Here is a 23,500-nt window from a genome sequence, read left to right as displayed (position 1 = left end):
GTTCTCCTACTTCTGCGCGACAAAAAACCAACGGGTGCTGGTTTCTGTTGGTTCCTTGTCCTCAAAGTCCGCATAGAGTTTGAAGGACTTGAAACCAGCCTGCTCCAGCAAAATATCATAGGTCAAAACCTCATAGGTTCGTTCCTCATGTACTTCATCGTGACGACTAAAGGAACCGTCAGCCTCCTTGACAAAGAAAGTCAACTCATGCACGATGGAGTGAGGAGCTTCGTCCTCATAGGTGTCCCAAAGCATGGCAAAATCTTCCGCATTTTCATGGTAAGAATAGCCTGGAAAAACCTCATCAGTCTGGTAGGTCGAATGCACGTCAAAGATGAATACTCCGGCTTCATTGAGGGCATTATACACTTCCTTAAAGACGTCTCCTACCTCGACCTCATCCTGCATGTAGCAGATAGAGTCCGAATAGCAAGTGACAAAGTCATATTTACCAGCCTTGGATAAATCCAGCATATTGCCTTCAATAAAATCAATTTTTTGCTTGGCTGATGTTGCTCTCTTTTCAGCAATCTTCAGCATATCCGCACTCAAGTCAAGTCCTGTCACATCAAAACCAGCCTGAGAAAAGCGGATAGACTGGATACCTGTTCCACAAGCCAATTCCAAAAGCTTCTTTCTCTCCTTGGTCTTAGGCAAATGACGTAGCGAAAAATCCGTCCATTTATCGTATAAACTATCGTCCATCACAGCATCGTAAACAGCTGCAAAGGTTTCATAAGTTGCCATAGTCATGATACCAAGTCCGCCCGTAATCGGAATGAAAATTAGGAGCTTGGACTTAGGATCCTGATCCAAGCCAAAGCTATCTATTTTCCGACGATTACAGGACGGGTTCAAATCCTTTCTATCACTTTCCTTTTAAAATAAGCAAAGAAACCCAGTTGACTGCAACTGAGTTCAATTGTAACGCTATAGTCTTTTCGTTTGCTTTTAGTACTAGGCAACGAATTGCAGGCATAACTAGAGTTAGGCAAAATGAGTTAACGCCGTAATAAAAGATAAAGGAAAAGACTATAAAGTTTCAGATAAATCTACAGAATGCGCCTCATGCCATAGTTTTTCTAGGTTATAGTGGGCACGCATTTCTTCTGAGAAGATATGCACAACAACACCACCGAGGTCTAGTAAAACCCAGCCTCCAGCTGCATCGCCTTCGACATGACTGCCTTTAAAGCCTGCTTCAGCTACTTTTTCACGGATATTATCAGCGATAGCGTCCAACTGACGGCTATTCATTGAGCTAGTGATAACAAAATAGTCCGTCACGCTGGTCAAATCTTGTACGTCAAGTGCAAGGATATCCTCCGCACGTTTCTCATCAGCCGCTTTCACGACTAGTTCTAGTAATTCTTTTTCGTTCATTTAGTCCTCTTTCAAATAGTGCACAAAGGCGTTATAGGTTTCAAGGGTTTGGGGATAGATGGGGAATCCCTGATGAGCCAAATGCTCCACAGTACGAGCTGTTTCGTAGGCCACTGCCTTATTGAGCGATAAACTTGCAATCTCACGCGCCACATCCACTCCCGGAAATGCTCGGTTATGCTCGATATAATCTGCGACGTAGATGACCTTATCAAGATCGGTCATCTGACCCGCTCCGACTGTATGGATTTCAATAGCTCGCAGGATTTCAGGGTTTTGCAAGTTCAAATCTTCCTTGATTTTGTAGATGCCGACCATGCCATGCCAGACATTATTGCCCCAGTTTTTGAGGTCAGGGTCTAGCTGGTAACGGTCAATCAAGTCTAGAAATTCCTGATCTGACAACTTTTTAGCATAGTCATGAAGAAGGCCTGCAAGACCAGCTTTCTCAGCATCGACTCCAAATCGCTTCGCTAGCTCTATGGCTGCGCGCTCCACACCCAAACAATGGGTTAAACGTTTTTCAGGTAGAAGCTCTGCCATTTTTTCCAACAAAGCCTCGCGAGAACAGTTGATATAGTCTTGATAGGTCATCAGTAGAGTCCCTCCTTCTCGATGTAGTCTAGCACTGGCTGAGGTAGGAGAAAGTTTGGTTTTCGGCCTTGGGCAATGAAGTCACGCACCATGCTGGACGAGATGTCCATGAGAGGCACATCCACCCAGATAACTGGATAGGAAGTTCCAGCCTTGTAACGCGGACGCTGAACTCCCACAAACTGAACCATGTCGACCAGCTCATCAATTCGGTACCACTTAGGCAGATAGTCCACCATATCAGCTCCGATAATGAAGTAATAATCCGTATCTGGATGTTGCTCTGTCAAAATCTTCATGGTGTCGTAGGTGTAGGAAATGCCCTTGCGCTCTAACTCAATGGTTTCAATGGCTAGACCTTCGATCCCCTCAATCGCCAATTCAAGCATCTTGAGACGGTGGTGCTCGGGGATGGTTTCCTTTTTATCTACATGAGGAGGTTGGTATTCGGGCATGAGCAGGACTTGGTCCAGTCCCAACTGTTGTCGCACTTGGTCCGCAACGATAAGATGGGCATTGTGAACAGGGTTAAAATTTCCCCCTAAAATCCCGACTTGTTTGCGTTTTTTCTCCTTGATTTCTGGCTCCAACTCTACCTTGGTAAAGGGAGTCAATAATTCAATTGCCATAGGCTCGTCTTCCTTTAATTCTCTGTAAAAACAGTTGTTTGGAGTAGGTATTTAGATTTCTTTAACTTTCTTGGAAATCTTGCGATTTTCTTTCTTGCTGGATTGTTTATACAAAATTAAGATGCGTCCGATTTTTTGGACAGTATCTACACCGATTTCTTCTTCCAAGATTTCAGCTACTTCATGGATGTTTTCATCTGTGTTTTGTAAGAGAGTAACCTTAATCAATTCACGCGCGTCAAGAGCTTGACGGACGCTGGTTTTGATTTGGTCGTTGAGACCATTTTTCCCGATTTGGATGATGGGTTTGAGGGTGTGTGCATGACTGTTGAGGAAGGCACGTTGTTTCGATGTTAATGACATGATTTCTTTAAAAGAGTTTCTTTTTATACTTTTCTGAAGTGGTGACGGACGTCAGCAAAGTCCTTCGGACTTTCATGACTAAAATTTGAGCCTAAGGTCTCAAATTTTCCGCAGTTGGTACAATCACTTGTACCAACTGACACCACAATGAAAAGTATTCGCTGTGGGCTCGCACGAATTTAGACAACCCTTTCCTTTCTGTGTTTAAATAATTGCTTTTCGTGTGACGACGGCGACGCCTTCTGGTGCCCAGACGGCGACTTTGGCAGTGCCTGTTACTCGGATCCAGCCTAGTCCTGAGATGACTAGGTCAGTCTTGTCCTTGATGGTAAAGACATGTTGGACTAGTTTGGGAAAATCTTCTTTTTCTTTACTATTTGGTGGTGTTAGAAGGGTTCCAATGTGTTTGTCGTAGAAGTCAGTTGCTCCTTCAAGCTTGGTACGGTGGAGTTTGAGTTCATTGTCAAAGAAGGCAGTAAAACCTTGCTTTTCTCCTGCAATGAAGTCAAAGCGTCCCAAACCACCTAAAAATAGAGTTTGCTCAGGGTTAAGTTGATAGGTTTTAGGCTTGATTTCCTTTTTAGGGCTGACATACTTGAGGTTTTTGGCTGTCAAGTAGTGGGCCATCTGGTGGCGATGGATAATCCCCGGCGTATCATAGATATAAGATCCGTCGTCAAGCGGAATCTCAATCTTGTCCAAGGTTGTTCCTGGGAAACGCGAAGTCGTGATGACATTTTGGTCGCCCGTAATTTCTTGGATAATGGCATTGATAAGGGTTGACTTTCCAACGTTGGTCACACCAACCACATAGACATCACGCCCCTTACGGTAGTGTTCAATCTTGTCAATGACTTCCTTAATGGCATGTTTGTTTTGGGCTGAAGTGAGAACGGCATCCACAGGACGAAGACCTTCTTCGTGGGCACGCTCCATAAGCCACTGGCTAATCTTGCCAGCCTTTACGGACTTAGGCAGGATATCTTTTTTATTTCCAACCAAGAGGACATCATTGCCCGACACAAAACGTGGCAAACCTGGGATGACAGAGCCATTAAAGTCAAAGATATCAATGACATTGACCACCAAGGCATCACTGTCTCCCACCTCGTGCAAGAGCTTGAGGAAATCATCGTCTGTCAACTGGACATCCGTGATTTCATTGTAGTGGCGGAGACGGAAACAACGTTGGCAATAGACTTCGCCAGTCTCCAAACCTTTTTCGAGTGCTGATTGGGGAGTGAAGCCAAGACCAGCCTTGTCTGTCGTCTGAATGGTTGCTCCACAACCAATACAGAGAATTTCTTCCATAGTTAAATTCCTTTTTTATATGTAATCGGTCCGTACTTTTCAGTAATTTGCTTCATGACACGGCGCTCGCGAGCTCGGTTAATCTGCGTTTTGATGGAGTCGTGTTGGACCAAGGGTTTGACTAAGATTGAGCGAATGCCTGCACGATGAGCCGCTCGTATATCTGTCATGAGTTGATCGCCGACCATGACCACTTCATTTTTTTCGTAGTGAAATTCCTTCATAGCACGGTTAATCCCAAATGTGAAAGGCTTCAAGGCCCAATAAACGTAGTCAATCCCAAATTTCTCAACTGCGCGTTGAACCCGTTTTTTGGTATTATTTGAGACCACGATGATACGGATACCTGCGTCTCGGAGGTCATGTAGCCATTGCTTCATCTCTGGCGTTCCATCAGGGTTGTTCCAAGCAATGAGGGTATTGTCCAAATCGACCAAAACAGCCTTGATCCCCTGCGCTTGCAGGCTTGGGACTGTCAGATCATAGACTGCTTCCACAGCAAAATCTGGCATATAGTTTTCAATTGCCATTCTGGCTCCTTTTCTTTTTAATTTCTAGCAATTTTCTTTAAACATTGGGCTAAGACTGCCCATAAAATTAGACTAGCTATCAAAATATAAATCCAAGCATTCGGTTCATCTGTAAACGGTAAAGGGACATTCATTCCGAAGAACCCTGTAATAACCGCAAGGATAGCCAGCAAGACTGAGATAATTGTCAAAGTTGTCAAATTATCATTCAAATTATTATTTAGGATGTTGTTGTAAGAGGCTGAGAGTTGTTGCAAAACTTGAGAAATCAAGTCTGTCATCGAAACCAACTGATGCGCTTCAATCATAGCATCATCAAACTGCTCTCTTTCTACCTCATTAAGATTGCGATAAAGAGCATTCCCTTGGATATGTTCCAAGAGGAGACGATTTTGTTTGGCAGCAGCTGTCAAGTAAACCATACCGGTTTCCAAGTCAGAGAGGGCAAAAAGATTTTTTTTAGTTGTTTTTTGACGAAGAAGTGCACTGATTTCATCCTTACTTTTATCCATCTCTTCAATAACTGGATAATAAGCATTACTAATAATCTCTAAACTGGCAAAAAGAAATTTGTAGATGGAAATAATTTCATGGCTTTCAAGATAGGTCGCCATGCGTTTAATCACATAAGTATTCTTGTGATTGCTAATTGTGATCAGCCGTTGTTTTTCAACGATAAAGGTCATCGGAATCGCTTCATAATATTCTTTGTCTTTTTCTAAATCAAGAACATTATAAATAAAGGTTACCGTCCCCGTTTCACGGTTATAATCCATGTGGGCTCGTTCATTTCTATCTAGAGCATACTCGATGGTTTCCTTGTCCAAGCCATAGATGTCAGAAAGATCTTCCATGTTTTTAATCTTGTCCACATCAAGGTCTATCCAGGTACAATTGTGACCTAGTTTTTTCTCTACAAATAGCATACTCTCTCCTTTACCAAACTCTTTCTATTGTACCACAAATCTGCTAAAATAGCAGACCTACTCTGTACGAGAGAAGTTGCTAACAACAGTGATATTTCTGTTAGGAACAAAGTGAAGGGCTTGGTCGTCACTGCGAAGTTGGGTCGTACGAATTCCTACACTAACGACCTTTCCGGATACGGTAATAGGACCATTTGTCAGGATCACTTCGTCGCCCACATCGAGCTGACGTTCAAAGAGAATGAAAAAGCCGTTGATGACATCGGATAGAAAGCCTTGTGCCCCCATCCCAATGGCAACCCCAGCAATCCCTGCCCCAGCAAGGAGGCTGGAAACTGGCAAGCCCAAAATAGACAAGATACAGTAAATCAAAAAGAAATAAAGGGTGTAGTTAAAGATATTCTCAAGCAAACGAGAAATGGTCTTTTGTCTGCCCGCATCCCGATTTGAAAATTTAAGCGAGGGCTTGACAATCTTTCGTACAGTCGCATGAAGCATCTTTTTAGCTATATAAAATAGCAGAAACAAAATCAAAAGAGAGATCACCTTGGTCAAGACATTCTCTAATACAGTTGTTACATCCAATTTATCAAGATAACGTTGAAAAAATTCTTGCATACAAAACTCCTTTTTAGTATTATACCACAAATCATCCCGTTCAAATCCCTCATAAATATTCTGATATTCCCCCAAACTCAAAAAAAGACTTGCCTCAACGGCATATTTATACTATAATCATAAACAATACACTTTGAAGGAGACTATTATGAAAAGAATCATTCGAGCCTGGAACAAGGCCAGCCTCATCAAACGTATCCTAATCGGCATGCTTCTGGGAGCCTCTCTAGGGCTACTTTTTCCTAGTCTGTCGGGGCTCAGCATTCTCGGTGACCTATTCGTTGGGGGTCTGAAAGCCATCGCTCCTGTCTTGGTCTTTACCCTCGTCGCAAATGCCCTCTCACAACATCAAAAAGGGCAAGATACCAATATGAAGACCGTTATTTTTCTCTATCTACTCGGTACCTTTGCAGCTGCCTTGATTGCTGTACTGGCTAGTTTTCTCTTCCCGGTCCAGATTACTCTCAGCAGTGCGAGCACAGAGATTGCCCCACCAGACGGCATCGGTCAAGTTCTCAGCAACCTCCTGCTGAATCTCGTGGACAATCCCCTCAACGCCGTCGTCAAAGCCAACTATATTGGAATTCTATCATGGGCTGTTGTCTTTGGACTTGCTATGAGAGAAGCTAGCAAAAACAGCAAGGAATTGCTCAAAACCATGGCTGGTGTAACTTCCAAGATTGTGGAGTGGATTATCAATTTGGCACCTTTCGGAATTATGGGCTTGGTCTTCAAGACCATCTCTGATAAAGGAATTACCAGCCTTGCTAACTACGGAATTTTGCTAGGACTCTTGATTGCAACTATGGCTTTTGTGGCCCTTGTCATCAATCCCCTCATTGCCTTTCTCCTTATGAGAAAAAATCCTTATCCTCTTGTTTTTAAATGTTTGCGTGTCAGTGGAATTACAGCTTTCTTTACTCGTAGTTCTGCCGCTAATATCCCTGTCAACATGAAACTCTGCCAAGATCTTGGACTCAATCCAGATACCTACTCTGTTTCTATTCCCCTTGGCTCCACTATTAACATGGCTGGCGCAGCCGTAACCATTAACATTCTGACTCTAGCTGCAGTCAATACGCTAGGAATCTCTGTCGACTTTGGTACAGCCTTTGTGCTCAGTGTCGTCGCTGCTATTTCTGCCTGTGGAGCTTCTGGAATCGCTGGTGGATCACTTCTCCTCATCCCTGTCGCTTGTAGTCTCTTTGGGATTTCAAACGATGTTGCCATGCAGGTAGTCGGAGTCGGTTTTGTCATCGGTGTCGTCCAAGATTCCTGCGAAACTGCCCTGAACTCTTCTACCGACGTCCTCTTTACAGCAGTAGCTGAGTACGCGTCGGCACGTAAAAAATAGATTTTTTAAGACAAGTCTTCCAAGCCTTGTCTTTTATACTCTTATTCTAGTATTATAGGAAATTCTCATGTCTATCACCCAACGTACGACAAAACTGATCTTAGCGACCTGCCTCGCTTGTTTTCTCGCTTATTTTTTAGATTTATCATCAGCAGTTTCAGCTGGAATTATCGCTCTCTTAAGCCTCTCCGACACGCGCAGAAGTACGCTGAAATTAGCCCGTAACCGCCTCTTTTCCATGCTCCTAGCACTCGCTATCGGTGTTCTAGCCTTTCAACTGACAGGATTTCACATCTGGAGTCTCGGCCTCTATCTGGCTCTCTACGTGCCCCTAGCCTATAAAATGGGCTGGGAAATCGGCATCACCCCTAGCAGTGTCTTGGTCGGTCATCTCTTAGTGCAGGAGTCCACTTCTCCAGACCTCTTGTTAAATGAAGTACTCCTCTTTCTCATCGGGACAAGCTTTGCTCTATTGGTCAACCTTTATATGCCTTCTCGTGAGAAAGCCATCCAAAGCTACCACCTTCAGGTCGAAGAAAAGTTAAAAGATATCCTGCTTCGTTTTAAATACTATCTGTCAAAGGGAGACGGACGCAATCAAGCCCAACTCGTTGACGAATTAGACAACCTCCTCGATGAAGCTCTCAAACTGGTATATTTGGATCACTCGGATCACCTCTTTCACCAGACGGACTACCACATCCACTACTTTGAGATGAGACAGCGACAAAGTCGTATCCTGCGAAATATGGCGCAGCAGATCAATACTTGTCACCTAGCCGCAAGTGAGAGTTTGATCTTGGCACAGCTCTTTTCAAAGATAGCAGCCCAGCTAAGCCAGACCAACCCTGCTCACGACCTACTTGATGACATCGAACGCTATCTGCAAGTCTTCCGCCATCGGAGTCTCCCTAAAACACGTGAGGAGTTTGAGACCCGTGCCACCCTCCTGCAGCTACTACGCGAAGCCGAAACCTTCATTCAGGTCAAGGTCGATTTTTATCAAAAATATGGAAACTAGAAAAACCTCAGAAGAATTCACATACCATGATTTCTCTGGGGTTTTTAATTTACCTTTGACTTCAATTACCTTTACTATATGAAAAAATCCACGAATCGATACTATTCGTAAAACTTTACTAGTGGAGCGCCTAGCCAAGTTCCATAGAAACTTGGCGTTAGTTACTTAGATTGTTACACAAACAAATAAATTTCCTGAACTACGACACTGAGTTTTACAAATCGATTCCATTTGTAAAACTCAGTTAGTGAGGCAGTTCGCCAGTTCGCTTCCTTACCATTACGACGGAAAAATCCACGAATCGATAATATTCGTGGATTTTTCCTAGTGAAGCGTTTAGGTAGACCGCCATAGCGGTTACCGTCAAATGACAGCAACTTTATGTTGCTAGTCATTTGTAACGATTTACATTTTTTCCTCCAACTCCACGTCTGGATACTTGTCGACAAACCAGCGGAGGGCAAAGTCATTTTCGAAGAGGAAGACTGGTTGGTCAAAACGGTCTTTTGCCAAGATATTGCGGCTTGATGACATGCGCTCGTCTAGGTCCTCTGGCTTGATCCAACGAACTGTCTTTTTACCCATTGGAGTCATGACAACTTCAGCGTTGTACTCACCTTCCATGCGGTGCTTAAAGACTTCAAACTGGAGTTGACCAACAGCGCCTAGCATATACTCGCCTGTTTGGTAGTTCTTATAAAGCTGAATAGCTCCTTCCTGCACCAATTGTTCAATCCCCTTGTGGAAGGATTTTTGTTTCATGACGTTCCTGGCAGAAACTTTCATGAAAATTTCAGGAGTAAAGGTTGGCAGTGGTTCAAACTCAAACTTGTTTTTTCCAACCGTCAAAGTGTCTCCAACCTGATAAGTCCCTGTATCGTAAACCCCGATAATATCACCTGCCACGGCATTGGTCACATTCTCACGACTTTCCGCCATAAACTGAGTGACATTCGACAGTTTGGCACTCTTCCCAGTACGAGGCAGGTTGACACTCATTCCACGCTCAAATTCACCTGATACGATGCGGACAAAGGCGATACGGTCACGGTGACGAGGATCCATGTTAGCTTGGATTTTAAAGACAAACCCTGAGAAATCCTTGTCGTAAGGATCGACAATTTCGCCATCTGTTTTCTTGTGTCCATGTGGCTCTGGAGCAAATTTCAAAAAAGTTTCAAGGAAGGTCTGTACCCCAAAGTTAGTCAGGGCTGATCCGAAGAAGACCGGAGTCAAATCACCTGCGAGAATGGCTTCTTCTGAAAACTCATTTCCTGCTTCATTCAGGAGTTCGATATCCTCTTTTACTTGCTCATAAAATGGGTTACTTCCAAAGAGTTTGTCGCCATCTTCCAAACTGGCAAAACGTTCATCCCCTTTATAAAGTTCTAAACGTTGGTTATAGAGGTCATACAAGCCTTCAAAGGCTTTCCCCATCCCGATTGGCCAGTTCATTGGGTAGCTAGCAATACCTAGGACTTCTTCTAGTTCTTGCAAGAGGTCTAGCGGTTCACGACCGTCACGGTCCAGCTTGTTCATAAAGGTAAAGACGGGAATACCACGGTGTTTCACAACCTCAAACAATTTCTTAGTTTGAGCCTCGATACCCTTGGCAGAGTCCACGACCATGACCGCAGCATCCACCGCCATCAAGGTCCGATAGGTGTCTTCTGAGAAGTCCTCATGCCCTGGTGTGTCTAGGATATTGACGCGTTTGCCATCGTAATCAAATTGCATAACAGATGAAGTGACCGAAATCCCACGTTGTTTCTCAATATCCATCCAGTCAGACTTGGCAAAAGTCCCTGTTTTCTTTCCTTTTACAGTACCAGCCTCACGAATCTCGCCCCCAAAGTAGAGCAACTGCTCAGTGATGGTTGTTTTCCCGGCGTCCGGGTGGGAGATGATAGCAAAGGTACGGCGTTTCTTGATTTCTTCTTGAATAGTCATAAGTTCTCTTTCTTTGATTTTCTATTTTAGTTGTTTCAGTAGCTAAGAATGATTTTTACATTGGATTTTACCATTCCTTTCAACTCTCCATTATATCGGATTTTGGGGAGTTTTTCAATCATCCATCAGACCAAAAACAAGGCTAGACTTTGACATCCTTTCTCTTTTTCCACCGTTTCTTGAACAAGATATCAAAGAGAAGCAAGGCTAGAGAAAGAATAACCGACACAAGGAGGTACTTTAGCCATAGAGGAGCATTCGAGATAAACGGTGTATCTCTTAAGAGGCCATAATTTCCACCAGTCACCTGATTAACCCCAATTAGAAAGAGATTGAGAACAAAGGTGTAGGCTACTATCATATATTTCTTGAGCAGGCTCTTGTCATAGTGATTCATCAAGTAGACCAAGGAATTCACCAAAAGGGCATAGTGCCCAATCAAAAATGAAAAACTAGTGATATGGGGGAAATCATAGGGGTCAAAAACGGGGTAAACCAAGGCAAAGACCGCTCCACTTGCTCCTAAGAGGGCAAAGTATTGCTTGCTCCGCCATTTATCTGGCAAGAAAACCACTGCAAACATAGCCAAACGACAATGATAAAAAGGGAGACTATTAGACAATGGAATCCCAAAACCAACATACCAACTATAAAGAGTTAGTAACTGGAGAATCTGAATCCCCTTAAACAAGTAGACAAAGCGTGGATTCTTGTGATAAGCAAGCGCCCCATAAATACAAAGCACTAAGACAAGCATCATAACCCCATACCAAAAGAGCGAAATGGGAGGAGGTACGGTTTGGAATCTTGTAAAAAAATTATGTAGCATATTTTCTATCCTAACTCATCTTTCGAGGAATTCTTCCTACATTAATCTCTAGTCTCACTCAATTTTTCTTTTAGTTTAACTATTATAGCGAATTAAAAGCGATTTTTCAATTTCTATTTCTTTTCAGTTTGCCTTAGCTTATTTATAGGAAAATATGGTAAAATAGAACAGACTAAAAATCATCATTTCACGAAAGGATGCAAGATGAAAATTACGCAAGAAGAGGTGACGCACGTTGCCAATCTTTCAAAATTAAGATTCTCTGAAGAAGAAACTACCTCCTTTGCAACAACCCTATCTAAAATTGTTGATATGGTTGAGTTGCTGGGCGAAGTCGACACAACTGGTGTCGCACCTACTACAACGATGGCTGACCGTAAAACCGTACTCCGCCCTGATGTGGCCGAAAAAGGAACAGACCGTGACCGCTTGTTTAAAAATGTACCTGAAAAAGAAAACTACTATATCAAGGTACCAGCTATCCTAGACGATGGAGGAGATGCCTAATGACTTTTAATCATAAAACCATTGAAGACTTGCACAACCTCCTTGTCTCTAAGGAAATTTCTGCAACTGAATTGACACAAGCAACGCTTGAAGATATCAAATCTCGCGAGACGGCTATCAATGCTTTTGTTACCATCGCTGAAGAGCAAGCCCTCGCTCAAGCTAAGGCTATTGATGAAGCTGGAATTGATGTGGATAATGTCCTTTCAGGAATTCCACTGGCTGTTAAGGATAATATCTCTACAGACGGTATCCTCACAACTGCAGCCTCAAAAATGCTCTACAACTACGAGCCTATCTTTGATTCGACAGCCGTTGCCAATGCAAAAGCCAAGGGCATGATTGTCGTTGGGAAAACCAACATGGACGAGTTTGCTATGGGTGGATCAGGTGAGACTTCTTACTACGGTGCCACTAAAAATGCTTGGGACCACAGCAAGGTTCCTGGTGGTTCATCAAGTGGTTCTGCCGCAGCTGTAGCTTCAGGGCAAGTTCGTTTGTCTCTTGGTTCTGATACTGGTGGTTCTATCCGCCAACCTGCTGCCTTCAACGGGATTGTTGGTCTCAAACCAACCTATGGAACAGTTTCACGTTTCGGTCTCATTGCCTTTGGTAGCTCATTAGACCAGATTGGTCCTTTTGCACCAACCGTTAAGGAAAATGCCCTCTTGCTCAATGCTATTGCCAGCGAAGATGCCAAAGACTCCACTTCTGCTCCTGTCCGTATTGCTGACTTTACTTCAAAAATCGGGCAAGACATCAAGGGTATGAAAATTGCTTTGCCTAAGGAATACCTTGGTGAAGGGATTGCCCCAGAGGTTAAGGAAACTATCCTGAACGCGGCCAAACACTTTGAAAAACTCGGTGCTATCATCGAAGAAGTGAGCCTTCCTCACTCTAAATACGGTGTTGCCGTTTACTACATTATCGCTTCATCAGAGGCATCCTCAAACTTGCAACGTTTTGACGGTATCCGTTATGGCTACCGCGCAGAGGATGCGACTAATCTTGATGAAATCTATGTAAACAGCCGTAGCCAAGGTTTCGGTGAAGAAGTGAAACGCCGTATCATGCTGGGTACTTTCAGTCTTTCGTCAGGTTACTACGACGCCTACTACAAGAAGGCTGGACAAGTCCGTACCCTCATCATCCAAGATTTCGAAAAAGTCTTTGCGGATTATGACTTGATTTTGGGACCAACTGCTCCAAGTGTTGCTTATGACTTGGACTCACTCAACCATGACCCAGTTGCCATGTACTTGGCTGACCTTTTGACCATCCCTGTCAACTTGGCAGGTCTCCCAGGAATTTCAATTCCTGCTGGATTCTCTCAAGGTCTACCTGTCGGTCTCCAATTGATCGGTCCTAAATACTCAGAAGAGACCATTTACCAAGTTGCTGCTGCTTTTGAAGCAACAACAGACTACCACAAACAACAACCTGTGATTTTTGGAGGTGATAACTAATGAACTTTGAAACAGTCATTGGACTTGAAGTCCACGTAGAGCTCAACACCAATTCAAAAATCTTCTCACCAACTTCTGCCCACTTTGGAAATGACCAGAATGCCAATACCAACGTGATTGACTGGTCTTTCCCAGGAGTTCTGCCAGTTCTCAATAAAGGTGTTGTCGATGCCGGTATCAAGGCCGCTCTTGCCCTCAACATGGACATCCACAAAAAGATGCACTTTGACCGCAAGAACTACTTCTATCCTGATAATCCAAAAGCCTACCAAATTTCTCAGTTTGATGAGCCAATCGGCTACAACGGCTGGATTGAAGTCGAGCTAGAAGACGGTACAACTAAGAAAATCGGTATCGAACGCGCCCACTTGGAAGAAGATGCTGGTAAAAACACCCACGGTACAGATGGCTACTCTTATGTAGACCTCAACCGCCAAGGGGTGCCTTTGATTGAGATCGTGTCTGAAGCCGACATGCGTTCTCCTGAAGAAGCCTATGCTTATCTAACTGCCCTCAAGGAAGTTATCCAGTACGCTGGTATTTCCGACGTTAAGATGGAAGAAGGTTCTATGCGTGTGGATGCCAACATCTCCCTTCGTCCTTATGGTCAAGAGAAATTCGGTACCAAGACTGAGTTGAAAAACCTCAACTCCTTCTCCAATGTCCGTAAAGGGCTTGAATACGAAGTCCAACGTCAAGCTGAAATCCTTCGCTCAGGTGGTCAAATTCGCCAAGAAACTCGCCGTTACGATGAAGCTAACAAGGCAACCATCCTCATGCGTGTCAAGGAAGGGGCTGCAGACTACCGCTACTTCCCAGAACCAGACCTACCCCTCTTTGAAATCTCTGATGAGTGGATCGAAGAAATGCGTACAGAGTTGCCAGAGTTTCCAAAAGAACGCCGTGCTCGCTACGTTGCTGACCTTGGCTTGTCAGACTACGATGCTAGCCAGCTGACTGCTAACAAAGTCACTTCTGACTTCTTTGAGAAAGCTGTTGCCCTTGGTGGCGATGCTAAGCAAGTCTCAAACTGGCTCCAAGGTGAAGTCGCTCAATTCTTGAACGCTGAAGGAAAAACACTCGAACAAATCGAATTGACACCAGAAAACTTGGTTGAAATGATTGCCATCATCGAAGATGGCACTATCTCGTCTAAGATTGCCAAGAAAGTCTTTGTCCACCTGGCTAAAAATGGTGGTAGTGCGCGTGAATACGTGGAAAAAGCAGGCTTGGTGCAAATCTCAGATCCAGCTATCTTGATTCCAATCATCCACCAAGTCTTTGCGGATAACGAAGCCGCTGTTGCCGACTTCAAGTCAGGAAAACGCAACGCAGACAAGGCCTTCACAGGATTCCTTATGAAAGCTACCAAAGGCCAAGCCAACCCACAAGTCGCCCTTAAACTCCTTGCCCAAGAATTGGCTAAGTTGAAAGACAGTGAGTAATTTACTCTTTATACACTTTTTTCTACTTTTAAAACGAGAATGAGACAAGGAGAATAAATGAACAAATTTTTACGATTGCTATTTGTTTTAGTCATCATCGCTATGTTAGGCGCTTCTATACTACAAATTTTCTTTCCATCATACATGGGAAGTCACTCCGGGTACGGAATATCTGCTGGTTGGCAACGAGAAATTGGAATATGGAATTTAGCTGTATTGATTATTATTCTCGCTGTCAATATTAAATACGATTGGTTCTATCTACGAATCGCACTTCTTGCTCTCATTATTGGCGGAATTGGAATAGGAACAAATCACTTACTCAATTATATGGAGTATCACTCTCCTGTAAATGCTATCGGTGCTTTTGAGAATTACTTGCTAGCGATGGGGTGGATTATAGGGGGGCTCATCGAACGCCATTCCATAAAGAAGCTAAATGCTAGTAAATCTTAGATGATTTTTAAAGGTTATCAAATAATTTAATAATTATTTGAGTTATGAAATCAACCTTTTCAATAGTCTCAATGCCAATCAAAAACCCTTCAACGAACTCGCTAAACAAAAGGTCAACAAAGTTTGGACAGGCCTCTACGAGATTGAAGCAACCAGTATCTTGCTTGAAGACCTCAGCTATGACCAAGAAAGTCTTTGTCCATCTGGCTAAAAATGGCGGTGGCGCGCGTGAATGCGTGGAAAAAGCAGGCTTAAAGTTGAAAGAAAACTAGACAGAACAAAACCGGCCCTAAGGTTGGTTTTTTCTTCTCTACCAACTCCCAATAACTATTTTGGCTTTATTTCCAGAGTATTTTATGGTAAAATGAAGAGTAATAATATTTATTAAAGAGGTAAAAACATGATTGAAGCAAGTAAATTAAAAGCTGGTATGACCTTTGAAACAGCTGACGGAAAATTGATCCGCGTTTTGGAAGCTAGCCACCACAAACCAGGTAAAGGAAACACGATCATGCGTATGAAATTGCGTGATGTCCGTACTGGTTCTACATTTGACACAAGCTATCGTCCAGAGGAAAAATTTGAACAAGCTATTATCGAAACTGTTCCAGCTCAATACTTGTACAAAATGGATGACACAGCATACTTCATGAATACAGAAACTTACGACCAATACGAAATCCCTGTAGTCAACGTTGAAAACGAATTGCTTTACATCCTTGAAAACTCTGATGTGAAAATCCAATTCTACGGAACTGAAGTAATCGGTGTAACTGTACCAACTACTGTTGAATTGACAGTTGCAGAAACTCAACCATCTATCAAAGGTGCTACTGTTACAGGTTCTGGTAAACCAGCAACGATGGAAACTGGACTTGTTGTCAACGTTCCAGACTTCATCGAAGCAGGACAAAAACTCGTTATCAACACTGCAGAAGGAACTTACGTTTCTCGTGCCTAATCTCTAGAAAGAGGTCATTCTATGGGAATTGAAGAACAACTTGGCGAAATCGTTATCGCCCCACGTGTACTTGAAAAAATCATTGCTGTTGCTACTGCAAAGGTAGAGGGCGTACACTCTTTTTCAAACAAATCAGTATCTGATACCCTTTCAAAACTTTCACTCGGCCGCGGTGTTTATCTTAAAAACGTGGACGAAGAACTCACAGCTGATATCTACCTCTACCTTGAGTACGGAGTAAAAGTTCCTAAGGTAGCTGTTGCTATCCAAAAAGCTGTCAAAGATGCTGTCCGCAATATGGCTGATGTAGAACTCGCTGCTATCAATATCCACGTTGCAGGTATTGTTCCAGATAAAACACCAAAACCAGACTTGAAAGACTTGTTTGATGAGGACTTCCTCAATGACTAGTCCACTATTAGAATCTAGACGTGAGCTCCGTAAGTGTGCCTTTCAAGCTCTTATGAGTCTTGAGTTTGATACAGATGTCGAAACTGCTTGTCGTTTCGCCTACACACACGATCGTGAATATACGGATGTGCAACTCCCAGCCTTTTTGACAGAGCTCGTTTCTGGTGTTCAAACTAAAAAGGAAGAACTAGACAAGCAAATCACACAACATCTAAAAGCAGGTTGGACCATTGAACGTTTAACGCTCGTGGAGAGAAACCTCCTTCGCTTGGGAGTCTTTGAAATCACTTCATTTGACACTCCACAGTTGGTTGCTGTTAACGAAGCTATCGAGCTTGCAAAGGACTTCTCAGATCAAAAATCTGCCCGTTTTATCAATGGACTGCTCAGCCAGTTTGTAACAGAAGAACAGTAAATAGAAAAAGTGTTTGACAAACATCAAACACTTTTTTCTTTGCCTTCCACTATCTAAAAAAGTGGTAATAGATATAATTATAAATAAAAATCCAGATAGGTTTTGCATGATTGAGAAAGTTAAAAAAACTATGACAGAGAATCGTTAATCTCAGATTGTCGGTAGAACGATAAACAAGGGCAAAAAAGAGACCAATCAGACTATAATATAATAAACTAATTGGGTCCCGGTGAGATAGTATCAAATGACTAAGTCCAAAGATAAGGCCTGATAAGATGACATCTAAATAGTACTTTGACTTAGGAAAGAAGGTATTCATAAAATACCCTCTATCAAGAGCCTCCTCAAAAACAGGACCGATGATTACAGGCAGGACAAAAGATAAGATAGTCGATAAAAAAGTTGGTTGTCCATTTGAAAGAACCACGGTAAAATACTCATCATGAATATTCCTATGATTAATCAAATGAGCATAGCGTGCCCAAAAATCACCGAGAATCTGATAAACTACATAACTTGCAAATAAGTAGAAGACAAATGACCAGTTCCAGCTCTTTTTCTCAAAGATAAAGAGCATCTTTTTCTTTTTTAACCACCAAATTAATAGAAGGCAACTTCCTACTAATCCTATTGTTAAAATAAGAGAATAGGCATCAGCGCCTAACCCTAAAATGATTGCCGCATACAATCCAATTGTTTGTGGTAAATAGGTAGATAGTAAAATAATAAGCAAAAATATTCCAAATTGTCTTAGTTTCTTTGTGTTTCTCATCGTACTTTTTTGAAAAATTATCCTGCTCGGAAGCAGTACTTCCAAGCATCTCTATAAGAATTAAGTGCCCCTTAGCAAATTCTCTATAATATAACCATCTACCATATCCATCTTCCCAAACAGCAAGACCACCTGAAGTTTGCTCCAAGTCCTCAGTTGAAAGAACTGTAAATGTATTTGTACCTATCATTGCAAGTACCTTCTTAAAATATTGTTGTAGGCTCACATCTACAGTATACATCTTTTTTGTCTATTTTATAGTCCATCTCCTCAACTGTCAATTTTTCGTCCTGAAATGTATGTTCTCTAGAAAAAATGCTAGAACCTTTACTCAGTTCTAGCTTTCTTTTTAGTATTTTCTAAACCGTTGGTAACGTTCTTCGAGGAGCTGTTCCAAGGCTAAGCCTTGCAAGCGGTCAAGCTCTGCACGCAATTCATTTTTAACACGAGCTTGCAGTTCCTTACTGGCGAGTCCGGCTTCTGAGATTACCTTGTCTACGATTCCCATTTCTAGGAGTTCGTGTGAAGTGATTTTCATCAACTCTGCCGCTTCCATAGCCCGACTTCCATCCTTCCATAGGATAGAGGCAAAGCCTTCTGGACTGAGCACGGCATAGATCGAATTTTCCAGCATCCAGACGCGATCAGCAACGGCTAGTGCTAAGGCACCTCCAGACCCTCCTTCACCAATAATAATCGCGATGATTGGAACCTTGAGGTCGCTCATTTCCATCAGGTTTCGAGCGATTGCTTCCCCTTGTCCACGTTCCTCAGCCCCCACACCTGGGTAAGCTCCTGCCGTATTGATAAAGGTCACAACTGGACGTCCAAACTTTTCTGCCTGTTTCATCAAGCGTAGAGCCTTACGATAGCCTTCTGGATGGGGTTGCCCAAAATTTCGTTTGAGGTTATCATGAAGACTCTTCCCCTTTTGGATACCGACAACTGTGACTGCTTGTTCACCTAACCAGCCAATTCCACCAATAACCGCACCATCGTCTCGGAAAGAGCGGTCTCCATGCAATTCGATAAATTCATCGAAGATTCCACTGGCAAAATCAAGGGCTGTCAAGCGACTTTGCTCGCGTGCCTCTCTGACTATTTTTGCAATATTCATCCGCGACTTCCTCCATGCAATCTCACTAATTTAGCAATTGTTTCTGGTAGTTCTCTACGTTTGACAATTGCATCAACAAATCCATGTTCAAGCAAAAATTCTGCCTTTTGGAAATCATCCGGCAAGGTCTCACGAACTGTATTTTCAATAACACGACGCCCAGCAAAACCAACCAAACTCTGGGGCTCCGCTAGGATAATGTCACCTTCCATAGCAAAAGAAGCTGTCACTCCGCCTGTTGTCGGATCCGTCAAAATAGTCAGGTAAAAAAGTCCTGCCTTGGAATGACGTTGAACTGCCGCAGAAATCTTAGCCATCTGCATCAAGCTCATGATTCCTTCTTGCATGCGGGCTCCACCAGAAGCTGTGAAGAGTACGACTGACAAGTTTTCTACCGTTGCATACTCAAACAAGCGCGTGATTTTTTCACCCACAACGGTTCCCATAGAAGCCATGATAAAGTTAGAATCCATGATCCCAAGGGCAACTTTTTCTCCCTTGATGCTAGCTGTACCAGTCAGGACAGCTTCATCCAAACCTGTCTTTTCACGCATAGTAGCAAGTTTTTTCTGGTAGCCAGGAAAGTTTAATGGATCTTGAGTTTCAATACCCGTAAACATCTCCACAAAGCTGTCAGAATCAATCGTCAAAGCCAAGCGTTCCTGAGCCGAAATACGGAAAGTATAGCTACAATGGGGACAAATTCGTTCGCTCCCAAGATCCTTTTGGTAAATGGTGTGTTTACAACCAGGACACTGGGAGAAGAGTTCATCCGGAACCTCAGGCTTGGCTTGTGGTTTCTGCCTTACGGAACGGTTAGGATTGATCCGAATATACTTATCCTTTTTACTAAATAGAGCCATAACTCCCCCTTTTAGTTCTCATTCTGTTTGAAAGTCTATTCTTTTTCTTGGTATTTTGGCAAGAAAGTTTCCATCAAGAAGGAAGTATCGTAGTCACCAGCGATAACTCGGCGGTCTGAAATCAGATCCAACTGGAAGTCTGCATTGGTTTGCACTCCTTCAATATCAAGTTCATAAAGTGCCCGTTGCATCTTCATCAATGCATCAAAACGATTCTCCCCATGAACAATGATTTTAGCAATCATACTATCATAGTAAGGAGGAATGGTATAACCTGGATAAACTGCTGAGTCCACGCGCAAGCCAACTCCACCACTTGGTAGATAGAGATTGGTAATTTTACCTGGGCTTGGAGCAAAGTTAAATGCTGGATTTTCCGCATTGATCCGGCACTCGATAGCATGACCTCGTAGGACGATATCTTCTTGTTTGAAAGGTAAAGGTTGCCCGGCAGCAATGCGGATCTGTTCCTTCACGATATCAACACCTGAAACAAACTCTGTGACGGGGTGTTCAACTTGCACACGAGTATTCATTTCCATGAAGTAGAAATTGCCACTCGCTTCATCGAGAAGAAATTCAATCGTCCCTGCATTTTCATAGCCAACAGACTCCGCTGCACGAACAGCTGCAGCACCAATTTCATTACGAAGGGTTTTGCCAATCGCAATGGATGGGCTTTCTTCTAAGACCTTTTGGTTATTCCGTTGGAGTGAACAATCCCGTTCACCAAGGTGAACAACATGACCCTCTTGATCTGCAAGAATCTGAACTTCGATATGACGAGCTGGATAAATTACACGTTCAAGATACATAGCGCCATTCCCAAAATTGGCCTTGGCTTCACTGGATGCTGTCTCAAAGGCTGCGACCAAGTCTTCTGCCTTTTCAACCTTACGAATCCCTTTTCCACCACCACCTGCCGATGCCTTAAGCATGACTGGGTAGCCAATCTTTTCTGCAACTGCAAGGGCCTCTTCAGCCGTGTGAACTTCACCATCAGATCCTGGGATAACTGGAACCCCAGCCTTGATCATTTGCTCACGCGCATTGATCTTATCTCCCATGGTATCCATTACAGCCCCAGAAGGACCGATGAACTTAATCCCTACTTCATCACACATAGTGGCAAACTTGGAGTTTTCGCTAAGAAAACCAAAACCTGGGTGGATGGCTTCTGCCTCTGTCAAGACCGCAGCAGATAAAATCGCATTGATATTGAGATAAGACTCTGTCGCCTTACCAGGTCCGATACAGATAGCTTCATCCGCTAGGAGTGTGTGAAGAGCTTCCTTATCAGCAGTTGAATAAACTGCTACGGTCGCAATGCCCAATTCACGTGCAGCTCGAATAATGCGAACCGCAATCTCACCACGGTTGGCAATCAAAATTTTACGAAACATGGAGAACCTCCTTAGTTTCCAATTGCAAAGGTAAGAGTACCACTCGCTGCAAGCTTACCATCTACTTCAGCCTTTGCTTCAACCACGGCGATCGTACCACGACGTTTAACAAAAGTAGCCGTCATGACTAATTGATCACCTGGTACAACTTGCTTCTTGAACTTAACCTTGTCCATGCCAGCATAGAAGACCAGTTTCCCTTTATTTTCAGTTTTGGACAATTCCAAGACACCAGCAGTCTGAGCCAAAGCTTCCATGATAAGAACACCTGGCATGACTGGGTATTGTGGAAAATGACCATTGAAGAAAGGTTCGTTGATCGTGACATTTTTAATGGCAACAATGGTATCTTCGCTCACTTCCAAGACACGGTCCACTAGGAGCATAGGGTAGCGATGGGGTAGAGCTTCTTTAATTCCTTGAATATCGATCATTTGATACGTACCAATCCTTTACCGAACTCAACCATTTCTTCATTTGAAACGAGAATTTCTGTTACCACACCATCCTTAGGCGCAGGAATCTCATTCATGACTTTCATGGCTTCGATGATCACCAAAGTTTGACCTTTTTTGACACTGTCTCCGACTGTGACAAAGGCAGGTTTATCTGGTCCAGCGGCCAAGTAAGCCACCCCTACAAGTGGGCTTTCAACAACATCACCCTCCGGAGCAACCGTCGTTTCAGCTGGTGCTGGAGCTTCTTCCACAGTACTCTCTACTGGAGTCGAAGGGGCTGAAACTATTGGACTAGCAACCACTGCAGCTGGCGCTGAAGGAACTGGAGCTGGTGCTTCAGAAGCCATTCTTGCTTCATTCTTACTGAACTGCAATTCGTCCGCTCCATTTTTATAAGAAAATTCACGCAGGCTTGATTGGTCAAACTGAGCCATCAAGTCTTTAATTTCATTGATATTCATCTAGCCCTCCCAACGTTTGAAAGCAAGAACCGCGTTGTGTCCGCCAAAACCAAAAGTGTTTGAAATAGCATAAGGGATTTCTTGCTCCAAGCCTTGTCCATAAACGACATTCGCTTCGATATAGTCTGATAACTCACTTGTTCCAGCTGTCATTGGTACATAGTTATGACGCATGGCTTCGATTGTAGCGATGGCTTCTACCGCCCCTGCAGCACCAAGCAAGTGTCCTGTAAAGGACTTGGTTGAAGATACAGGTACTTCTTTACCAAGAACAGCTACGATTGCCCCACTTTCTCCTTTTTCATTAGCAGGAGTTGAAGTTCCGTGGGCATTGACGTAAGCCACTTGCTCTGGAGAAATTTCTGCTTCTTCCAAAGCTAGTTTAATCGCCTTAATCGCGCCTTGACCTTCTGGATGTGGAGAAGTCATATGGTAAGCATCACAGGTATTACCATAGCCAACTACTTCAGCCAAGATAGTTGCACCACGTTTTTCAGCATGTTCAAGGCTTTCAAGAACCAACATCCCTGAACCTTCTCCCATCACAAAACCATTACGATCTTTGTCAAATGGGATAGAAGCACGGGTAGGATCTTCTGTCGTAGAAAGAGCTGTCAAAGCTTGGAAACCGGCAATGGCAAATGGAGTGATAGATGATTCTGATCCACCAACTAACATGACATCTTGGAAACCAAACTTGATAGAACGGAAGGCATCCCCAATGGCATCGTTTGATGAGGCACAGGCTGTATTGATTGATTTACAGATACCGTTTGCTCCGAAACGCATCGCAACATTTCCTGAAGCCATATTTGGCAAGGCTTTTGGAAGTGTCATTGGTTTAACACGTTTTGGACCTTTTTCATGAAGACGGATAACCTGATCTTCGATTTCTTTAATTCCCCCAATACCAGAAGCCACGATAACACCAAAACGATCTTTATCAATTGCTTCTACATCAAGATTTGCATTTGTCACCGCTTCTTGAGCCGCATACAAGGCATACAAAGAATAATTATCAAAACGGTTGGTATCTTTTTTGACAAAGTATTTATCAAATGGGAAATCTTGAACTTCTGCCGCATTGTGCACAGCAAATTCGCTGTGGTCAAATTTAGTGATTTCTCCAATTCCAATTTTTCCAGTTTGCAAACTGTTCCAAAATTCTTCTGGAGTATTTCCGATAGGAGAGGTCAATCCGTAACCTGTTACTACAACTCGATTTAATTTCATCTGTCTTACCTATATCTTTCCTTA

Annotated in this window: 28 protein-coding genes and 3 pseudogenes; 11 read left to right on the top strand and 20 right to left on the bottom strand. The window is 43.1% G+C overall.

Annotation, left to right across the window (positions count from 1 at the left end; genetic code table 11):
• Positions 1-6: 6 nt before the first annotated feature.
• From D8852_RS00760 to D8852_RS00720, 9 genes are all read right to left on the bottom strand, one after another.
• A complete protein-coding gene (locus D8852_RS00760) occupies positions 7-747 on the bottom strand; it encodes a class I SAM-dependent methyltransferase (protein WP_312022998.1) in 741 nt (246 codons plus the stop codon).
• A gap of 285 nt (positions 748-1,032) precedes the next feature.
• Entirely contained in the window at positions 1,033-1,383 is a 351-nt protein-coding gene (rsfS, locus tag D8852_RS00755; protein ID WP_125424797.1) for a ribosome silencing factor, read from the bottom strand.
• Entirely contained in the window at positions 1,384-1,977 is a 594-nt protein-coding gene (yqeK, locus tag D8852_RS00750; RefSeq protein ID WP_125424798.1) for a bis(5'-nucleosyl)-tetraphosphatase (symmetrical) YqeK, read from the bottom strand.
• Positions 1,977-2,606: a nicotinate-nucleotide adenylyltransferase gene (locus D8852_RS00745; protein ID WP_009729842.1), complete on the bottom strand. Its 630-nt coding sequence runs from the start codon at positions 2,604-2,606 to the stop codon at positions 1,977-1,979. Before D8852_RS00745 ends, yqeK begins: the two co-directional genes overlap by 1 nt.
• Before the next feature lie 51 nt (positions 2,607-2,657).
• Positions 2,658-2,969 (bottom strand): ribosome assembly RNA-binding protein YhbY, encoded by a 312-nt coding sequence (gene yhbY, locus D8852_RS00740; protein ID WP_125424799.1) that lies wholly within the window; start codon positions 2,967-2,969, stop codon positions 2,658-2,660.
• Between the two features lie 204 nt (positions 2,970-3,173).
• The gene (yqeH, locus tag D8852_RS00735; RefSeq protein WP_125424800.1) at positions 3,174-4,280 is read right to left on the bottom strand and encodes a ribosome biogenesis GTPase YqeH; all 1,107 of its coding nucleotides are present in this window, start codon (positions 4,278-4,280) and stop codon (positions 3,174-3,176) included.
• A gap of 2 nt (positions 4,281-4,282) precedes the next feature.
• Positions 4,283-4,810, bottom strand: a complete 528-nt coding sequence (locus D8852_RS00730; RefSeq protein ID WP_125424801.1) for a YqeG family HAD IIIA-type phosphatase — start codon at positions 4,808-4,810, stop codon at positions 4,283-4,285.
• A gap of 17 nt (positions 4,811-4,827) precedes the next feature.
• On the bottom strand, positions 4,828-5,736 hold the full coding sequence (locus tag D8852_RS00725) for a magnesium transporter CorA family protein (RefSeq protein ID WP_125424802.1): 909 nt from the start codon (positions 5,734-5,736) through the stop codon (positions 4,828-4,830).
• 57 nt (positions 5,737-5,793) lie between these two features.
• Positions 5,794-6,354: a mechanosensitive ion channel family protein gene (locus tag D8852_RS00720; protein ID WP_084945536.1), complete on the bottom strand. Its 561-nt coding sequence runs from the start codon at positions 6,352-6,354 to the stop codon at positions 5,794-5,796.
• Between the two features lie 148 nt (positions 6,355-6,502).
• Between D8852_RS00720 and sstT the strand changes: the two genes are divergently transcribed.
• Together sstT and D8852_RS00710 are read left to right on the top strand one after the other, a co-directional pair.
• Positions 6,503-7,708: a serine/threonine transporter SstT gene (gene sstT, locus D8852_RS00715; protein WP_125424803.1), complete on the top strand. Its 1,206-nt coding sequence runs from the start codon at positions 6,503-6,505 to the stop codon at positions 7,706-7,708.
• Positions 7,709-7,775: 67 nt separating this feature from the next.
• On the top strand, positions 7,776-8,729 hold the full coding sequence (locus D8852_RS00710; RefSeq protein WP_125424804.1) for an aromatic acid exporter family protein: 954 nt from the start codon (positions 7,776-7,778) through the stop codon (positions 8,727-8,729).
• A gap of 173 nt (positions 8,730-8,902) precedes the next feature.
• Here the strand turns inward: D8852_RS00710 and D8852_RS00705 are convergent, their stop codons facing one another.
• The 3 genes from D8852_RS00705 to D8852_RS00695 form a co-directional block, all read right to left on the bottom strand.
• Positions 8,903-9,124 carry a hypothetical protein gene (locus tag D8852_RS00705; protein ID WP_125424805.1) on the bottom strand — a complete coding sequence of 74 codons (222 nt, stop codon included), beginning with the start codon at positions 9,122-9,124 and terminating at the stop codon, positions 8,903-8,905.
• 10 nt (positions 9,125-9,134) lie between these two features.
• Complete coding sequence (locus tag D8852_RS00700; protein ID WP_125424806.1) at positions 9,135-10,679, bottom strand: peptide chain release factor 3; 1,545 nt, start codon at positions 10,677-10,679, stop codon at positions 9,135-9,137.
• Between the two features lie 142 nt (positions 10,680-10,821).
• Complete coding sequence (locus tag D8852_RS00695; RefSeq protein ID WP_125424807.1) at positions 10,822-11,508, bottom strand: TIGR02206 family membrane protein; 687 nt, start codon at positions 11,506-11,508, stop codon at positions 10,822-10,824.
• Positions 11,509-11,712: 204 nt separating this feature from the next.
• Here D8852_RS00695 and gatC point away from each other — a divergent pair, with 204 nt between their 5' ends.
• The 9 genes and pseudogenes from gatC (at position 11,713) to nusB (ending at position 17,169) form a co-directional block, all read left to right on the top strand.
• Entirely contained in the window at positions 11,713-12,015 is a 303-nt protein-coding gene (gene gatC / locus D8852_RS00690; protein WP_125424808.1) for an Asp-tRNA(Asn)/Glu-tRNA(Gln) amidotransferase subunit GatC, read from the top strand.
• Positions 12,015-13,481, top strand: a complete 1,467-nt coding sequence (gene gatA / locus D8852_RS00685; protein WP_125424809.1) for an Asp-tRNA(Asn)/Glu-tRNA(Gln) amidotransferase subunit GatA — start codon at positions 12,015-12,017, stop codon at positions 13,479-13,481. The genes gatC and gatA overlap by 1 nt, the downstream gene beginning before the upstream one ends.
• Positions 13,481-14,926 (top strand): Asp-tRNA(Asn)/Glu-tRNA(Gln) amidotransferase subunit GatB, encoded by a 1,446-nt coding sequence (gene gatB, locus D8852_RS00680; RefSeq protein ID WP_125424810.1) that lies wholly within the window; start codon positions 13,481-13,483, stop codon positions 14,924-14,926. Before gatA ends, gatB begins: the two co-directional genes overlap by 1 nt.
• Positions 14,927-14,983: 57 nt before the next feature.
• On the top strand, positions 14,984-15,382 hold the full coding sequence (locus tag D8852_RS00675; RefSeq protein ID WP_125424811.1) for a hypothetical protein: 399 nt from the start codon (positions 14,984-14,986) through the stop codon (positions 15,380-15,382).
• 64 nt (positions 15,383-15,446) lie between these two features.
• A pseudogene (locus D8852_RS10245) lies at positions 15,447-15,578 on the top strand (SPFH domain-containing protein); the annotation flags it as partial.
• Positions 15,553-15,636: pseudogene (locus tag D8852_RS00670) on the top strand (glutamyl-tRNA amidotransferase); the annotation flags it as partial. The pseudogenes D8852_RS10245 and D8852_RS00670, both read left to right, overlap by 26 nt.
• Before the next feature lie 146 nt (positions 15,637-15,782).
• Positions 15,783-16,343: an elongation factor P gene (gene efp, locus D8852_RS00665; protein ID WP_000568640.1), complete on the top strand. Its 561-nt coding sequence runs from the start codon at positions 15,783-15,785 to the stop codon at positions 16,341-16,343.
• 21 nt (positions 16,344-16,364) lie between these two features.
• Positions 16,365-16,754: an Asp23/Gls24 family envelope stress response protein gene (locus tag D8852_RS00660; RefSeq protein ID WP_000510598.1), complete on the top strand. Its 390-nt coding sequence runs from the start codon at positions 16,365-16,367 to the stop codon at positions 16,752-16,754.
• Positions 16,747-17,169 (top strand): transcription antitermination factor NusB, encoded by a 423-nt coding sequence (gene nusB / locus D8852_RS00655; RefSeq protein WP_125424812.1) that lies wholly within the window; start codon positions 16,747-16,749, stop codon positions 17,167-17,169. Before D8852_RS00660 ends, nusB begins: the two co-directional genes overlap by 8 nt.
• 49 nt (positions 17,170-17,218) lie before the next feature.
• On the opposite strand, the gene D8852_RS00650 is transcribed toward nusB, so the two are convergent.
• From D8852_RS00650 to fabF, 8 genes and pseudogenes are all read right to left on the bottom strand, one after another.
• On the bottom strand, positions 17,219-17,941 hold the full coding sequence (locus tag D8852_RS00650) for a CPBP family intramembrane glutamic endopeptidase (RefSeq protein WP_125424813.1): 723 nt from the start codon (positions 17,939-17,941) through the stop codon (positions 17,219-17,221).
• A 17-nt stretch (positions 17,942-17,958) separates the two neighbouring features.
• Positions 17,959-18,131 (bottom strand): annotated as a pseudogene (locus D8852_RS00645) (acetyl-CoA carboxylase).
• A gap of 159 nt (positions 18,132-18,290) precedes the next feature.
• Complete coding sequence (locus D8852_RS00640; protein ID WP_125424814.1) at positions 18,291-19,058, bottom strand: acetyl-CoA carboxylase carboxyl transferase subunit alpha; 768 nt, start codon at positions 19,056-19,058, stop codon at positions 18,291-18,293.
• Entirely contained in the window at positions 19,055-19,921 is an 867-nt protein-coding gene (gene accD, locus D8852_RS00635) for an acetyl-CoA carboxylase, carboxyltransferase subunit beta (RefSeq protein ID WP_125424815.1), read from the bottom strand. The genes D8852_RS00640 and accD overlap by 4 nt, the downstream gene beginning before the upstream one ends.
• A 35-nt stretch (positions 19,922-19,956) precedes the next feature.
• Positions 19,957-21,324, bottom strand: coding sequence for an acetyl-CoA carboxylase biotin carboxylase subunit (gene accC, locus D8852_RS00630; protein ID WP_000488665.1), 1,368 nt, complete (start codon positions 21,322-21,324; stop codon positions 19,957-19,959).
• 11 nt (positions 21,325-21,335) lie between these two features.
• Positions 21,336-21,758, bottom strand: coding sequence for a 3-hydroxyacyl-ACP dehydratase FabZ (gene fabZ / locus D8852_RS00625; RefSeq protein ID WP_125424816.1), 423 nt, complete (start codon positions 21,756-21,758; stop codon positions 21,336-21,338).
• On the bottom strand, positions 21,755-22,243 hold the full coding sequence (gene accB / locus D8852_RS00620; RefSeq protein ID WP_125424817.1) for an acetyl-CoA carboxylase biotin carboxyl carrier protein: 489 nt from the start codon (positions 22,241-22,243) through the stop codon (positions 21,755-21,757). The genes fabZ and accB overlap by 4 nt, the downstream gene beginning before the upstream one ends.
• Entirely contained in the window at positions 22,244-23,476 is a 1,233-nt protein-coding gene (gene fabF, locus D8852_RS00615; protein ID WP_125424818.1) for a beta-ketoacyl-ACP synthase II, read from the bottom strand.
• Positions 23,477-23,500 lie beyond the last annotated feature (24 nt).

This window comes from Streptococcus mitis (genome assembly GCF_003942695.1).
Classification (GTDB): domain Bacteria; phylum Bacillota; class Bacilli; order Lactobacillales; family Streptococcaceae; genus Streptococcus; species Streptococcus mitis_BD.
This window is presented reverse-complemented; position numbering and strand designations above follow the sequence as displayed.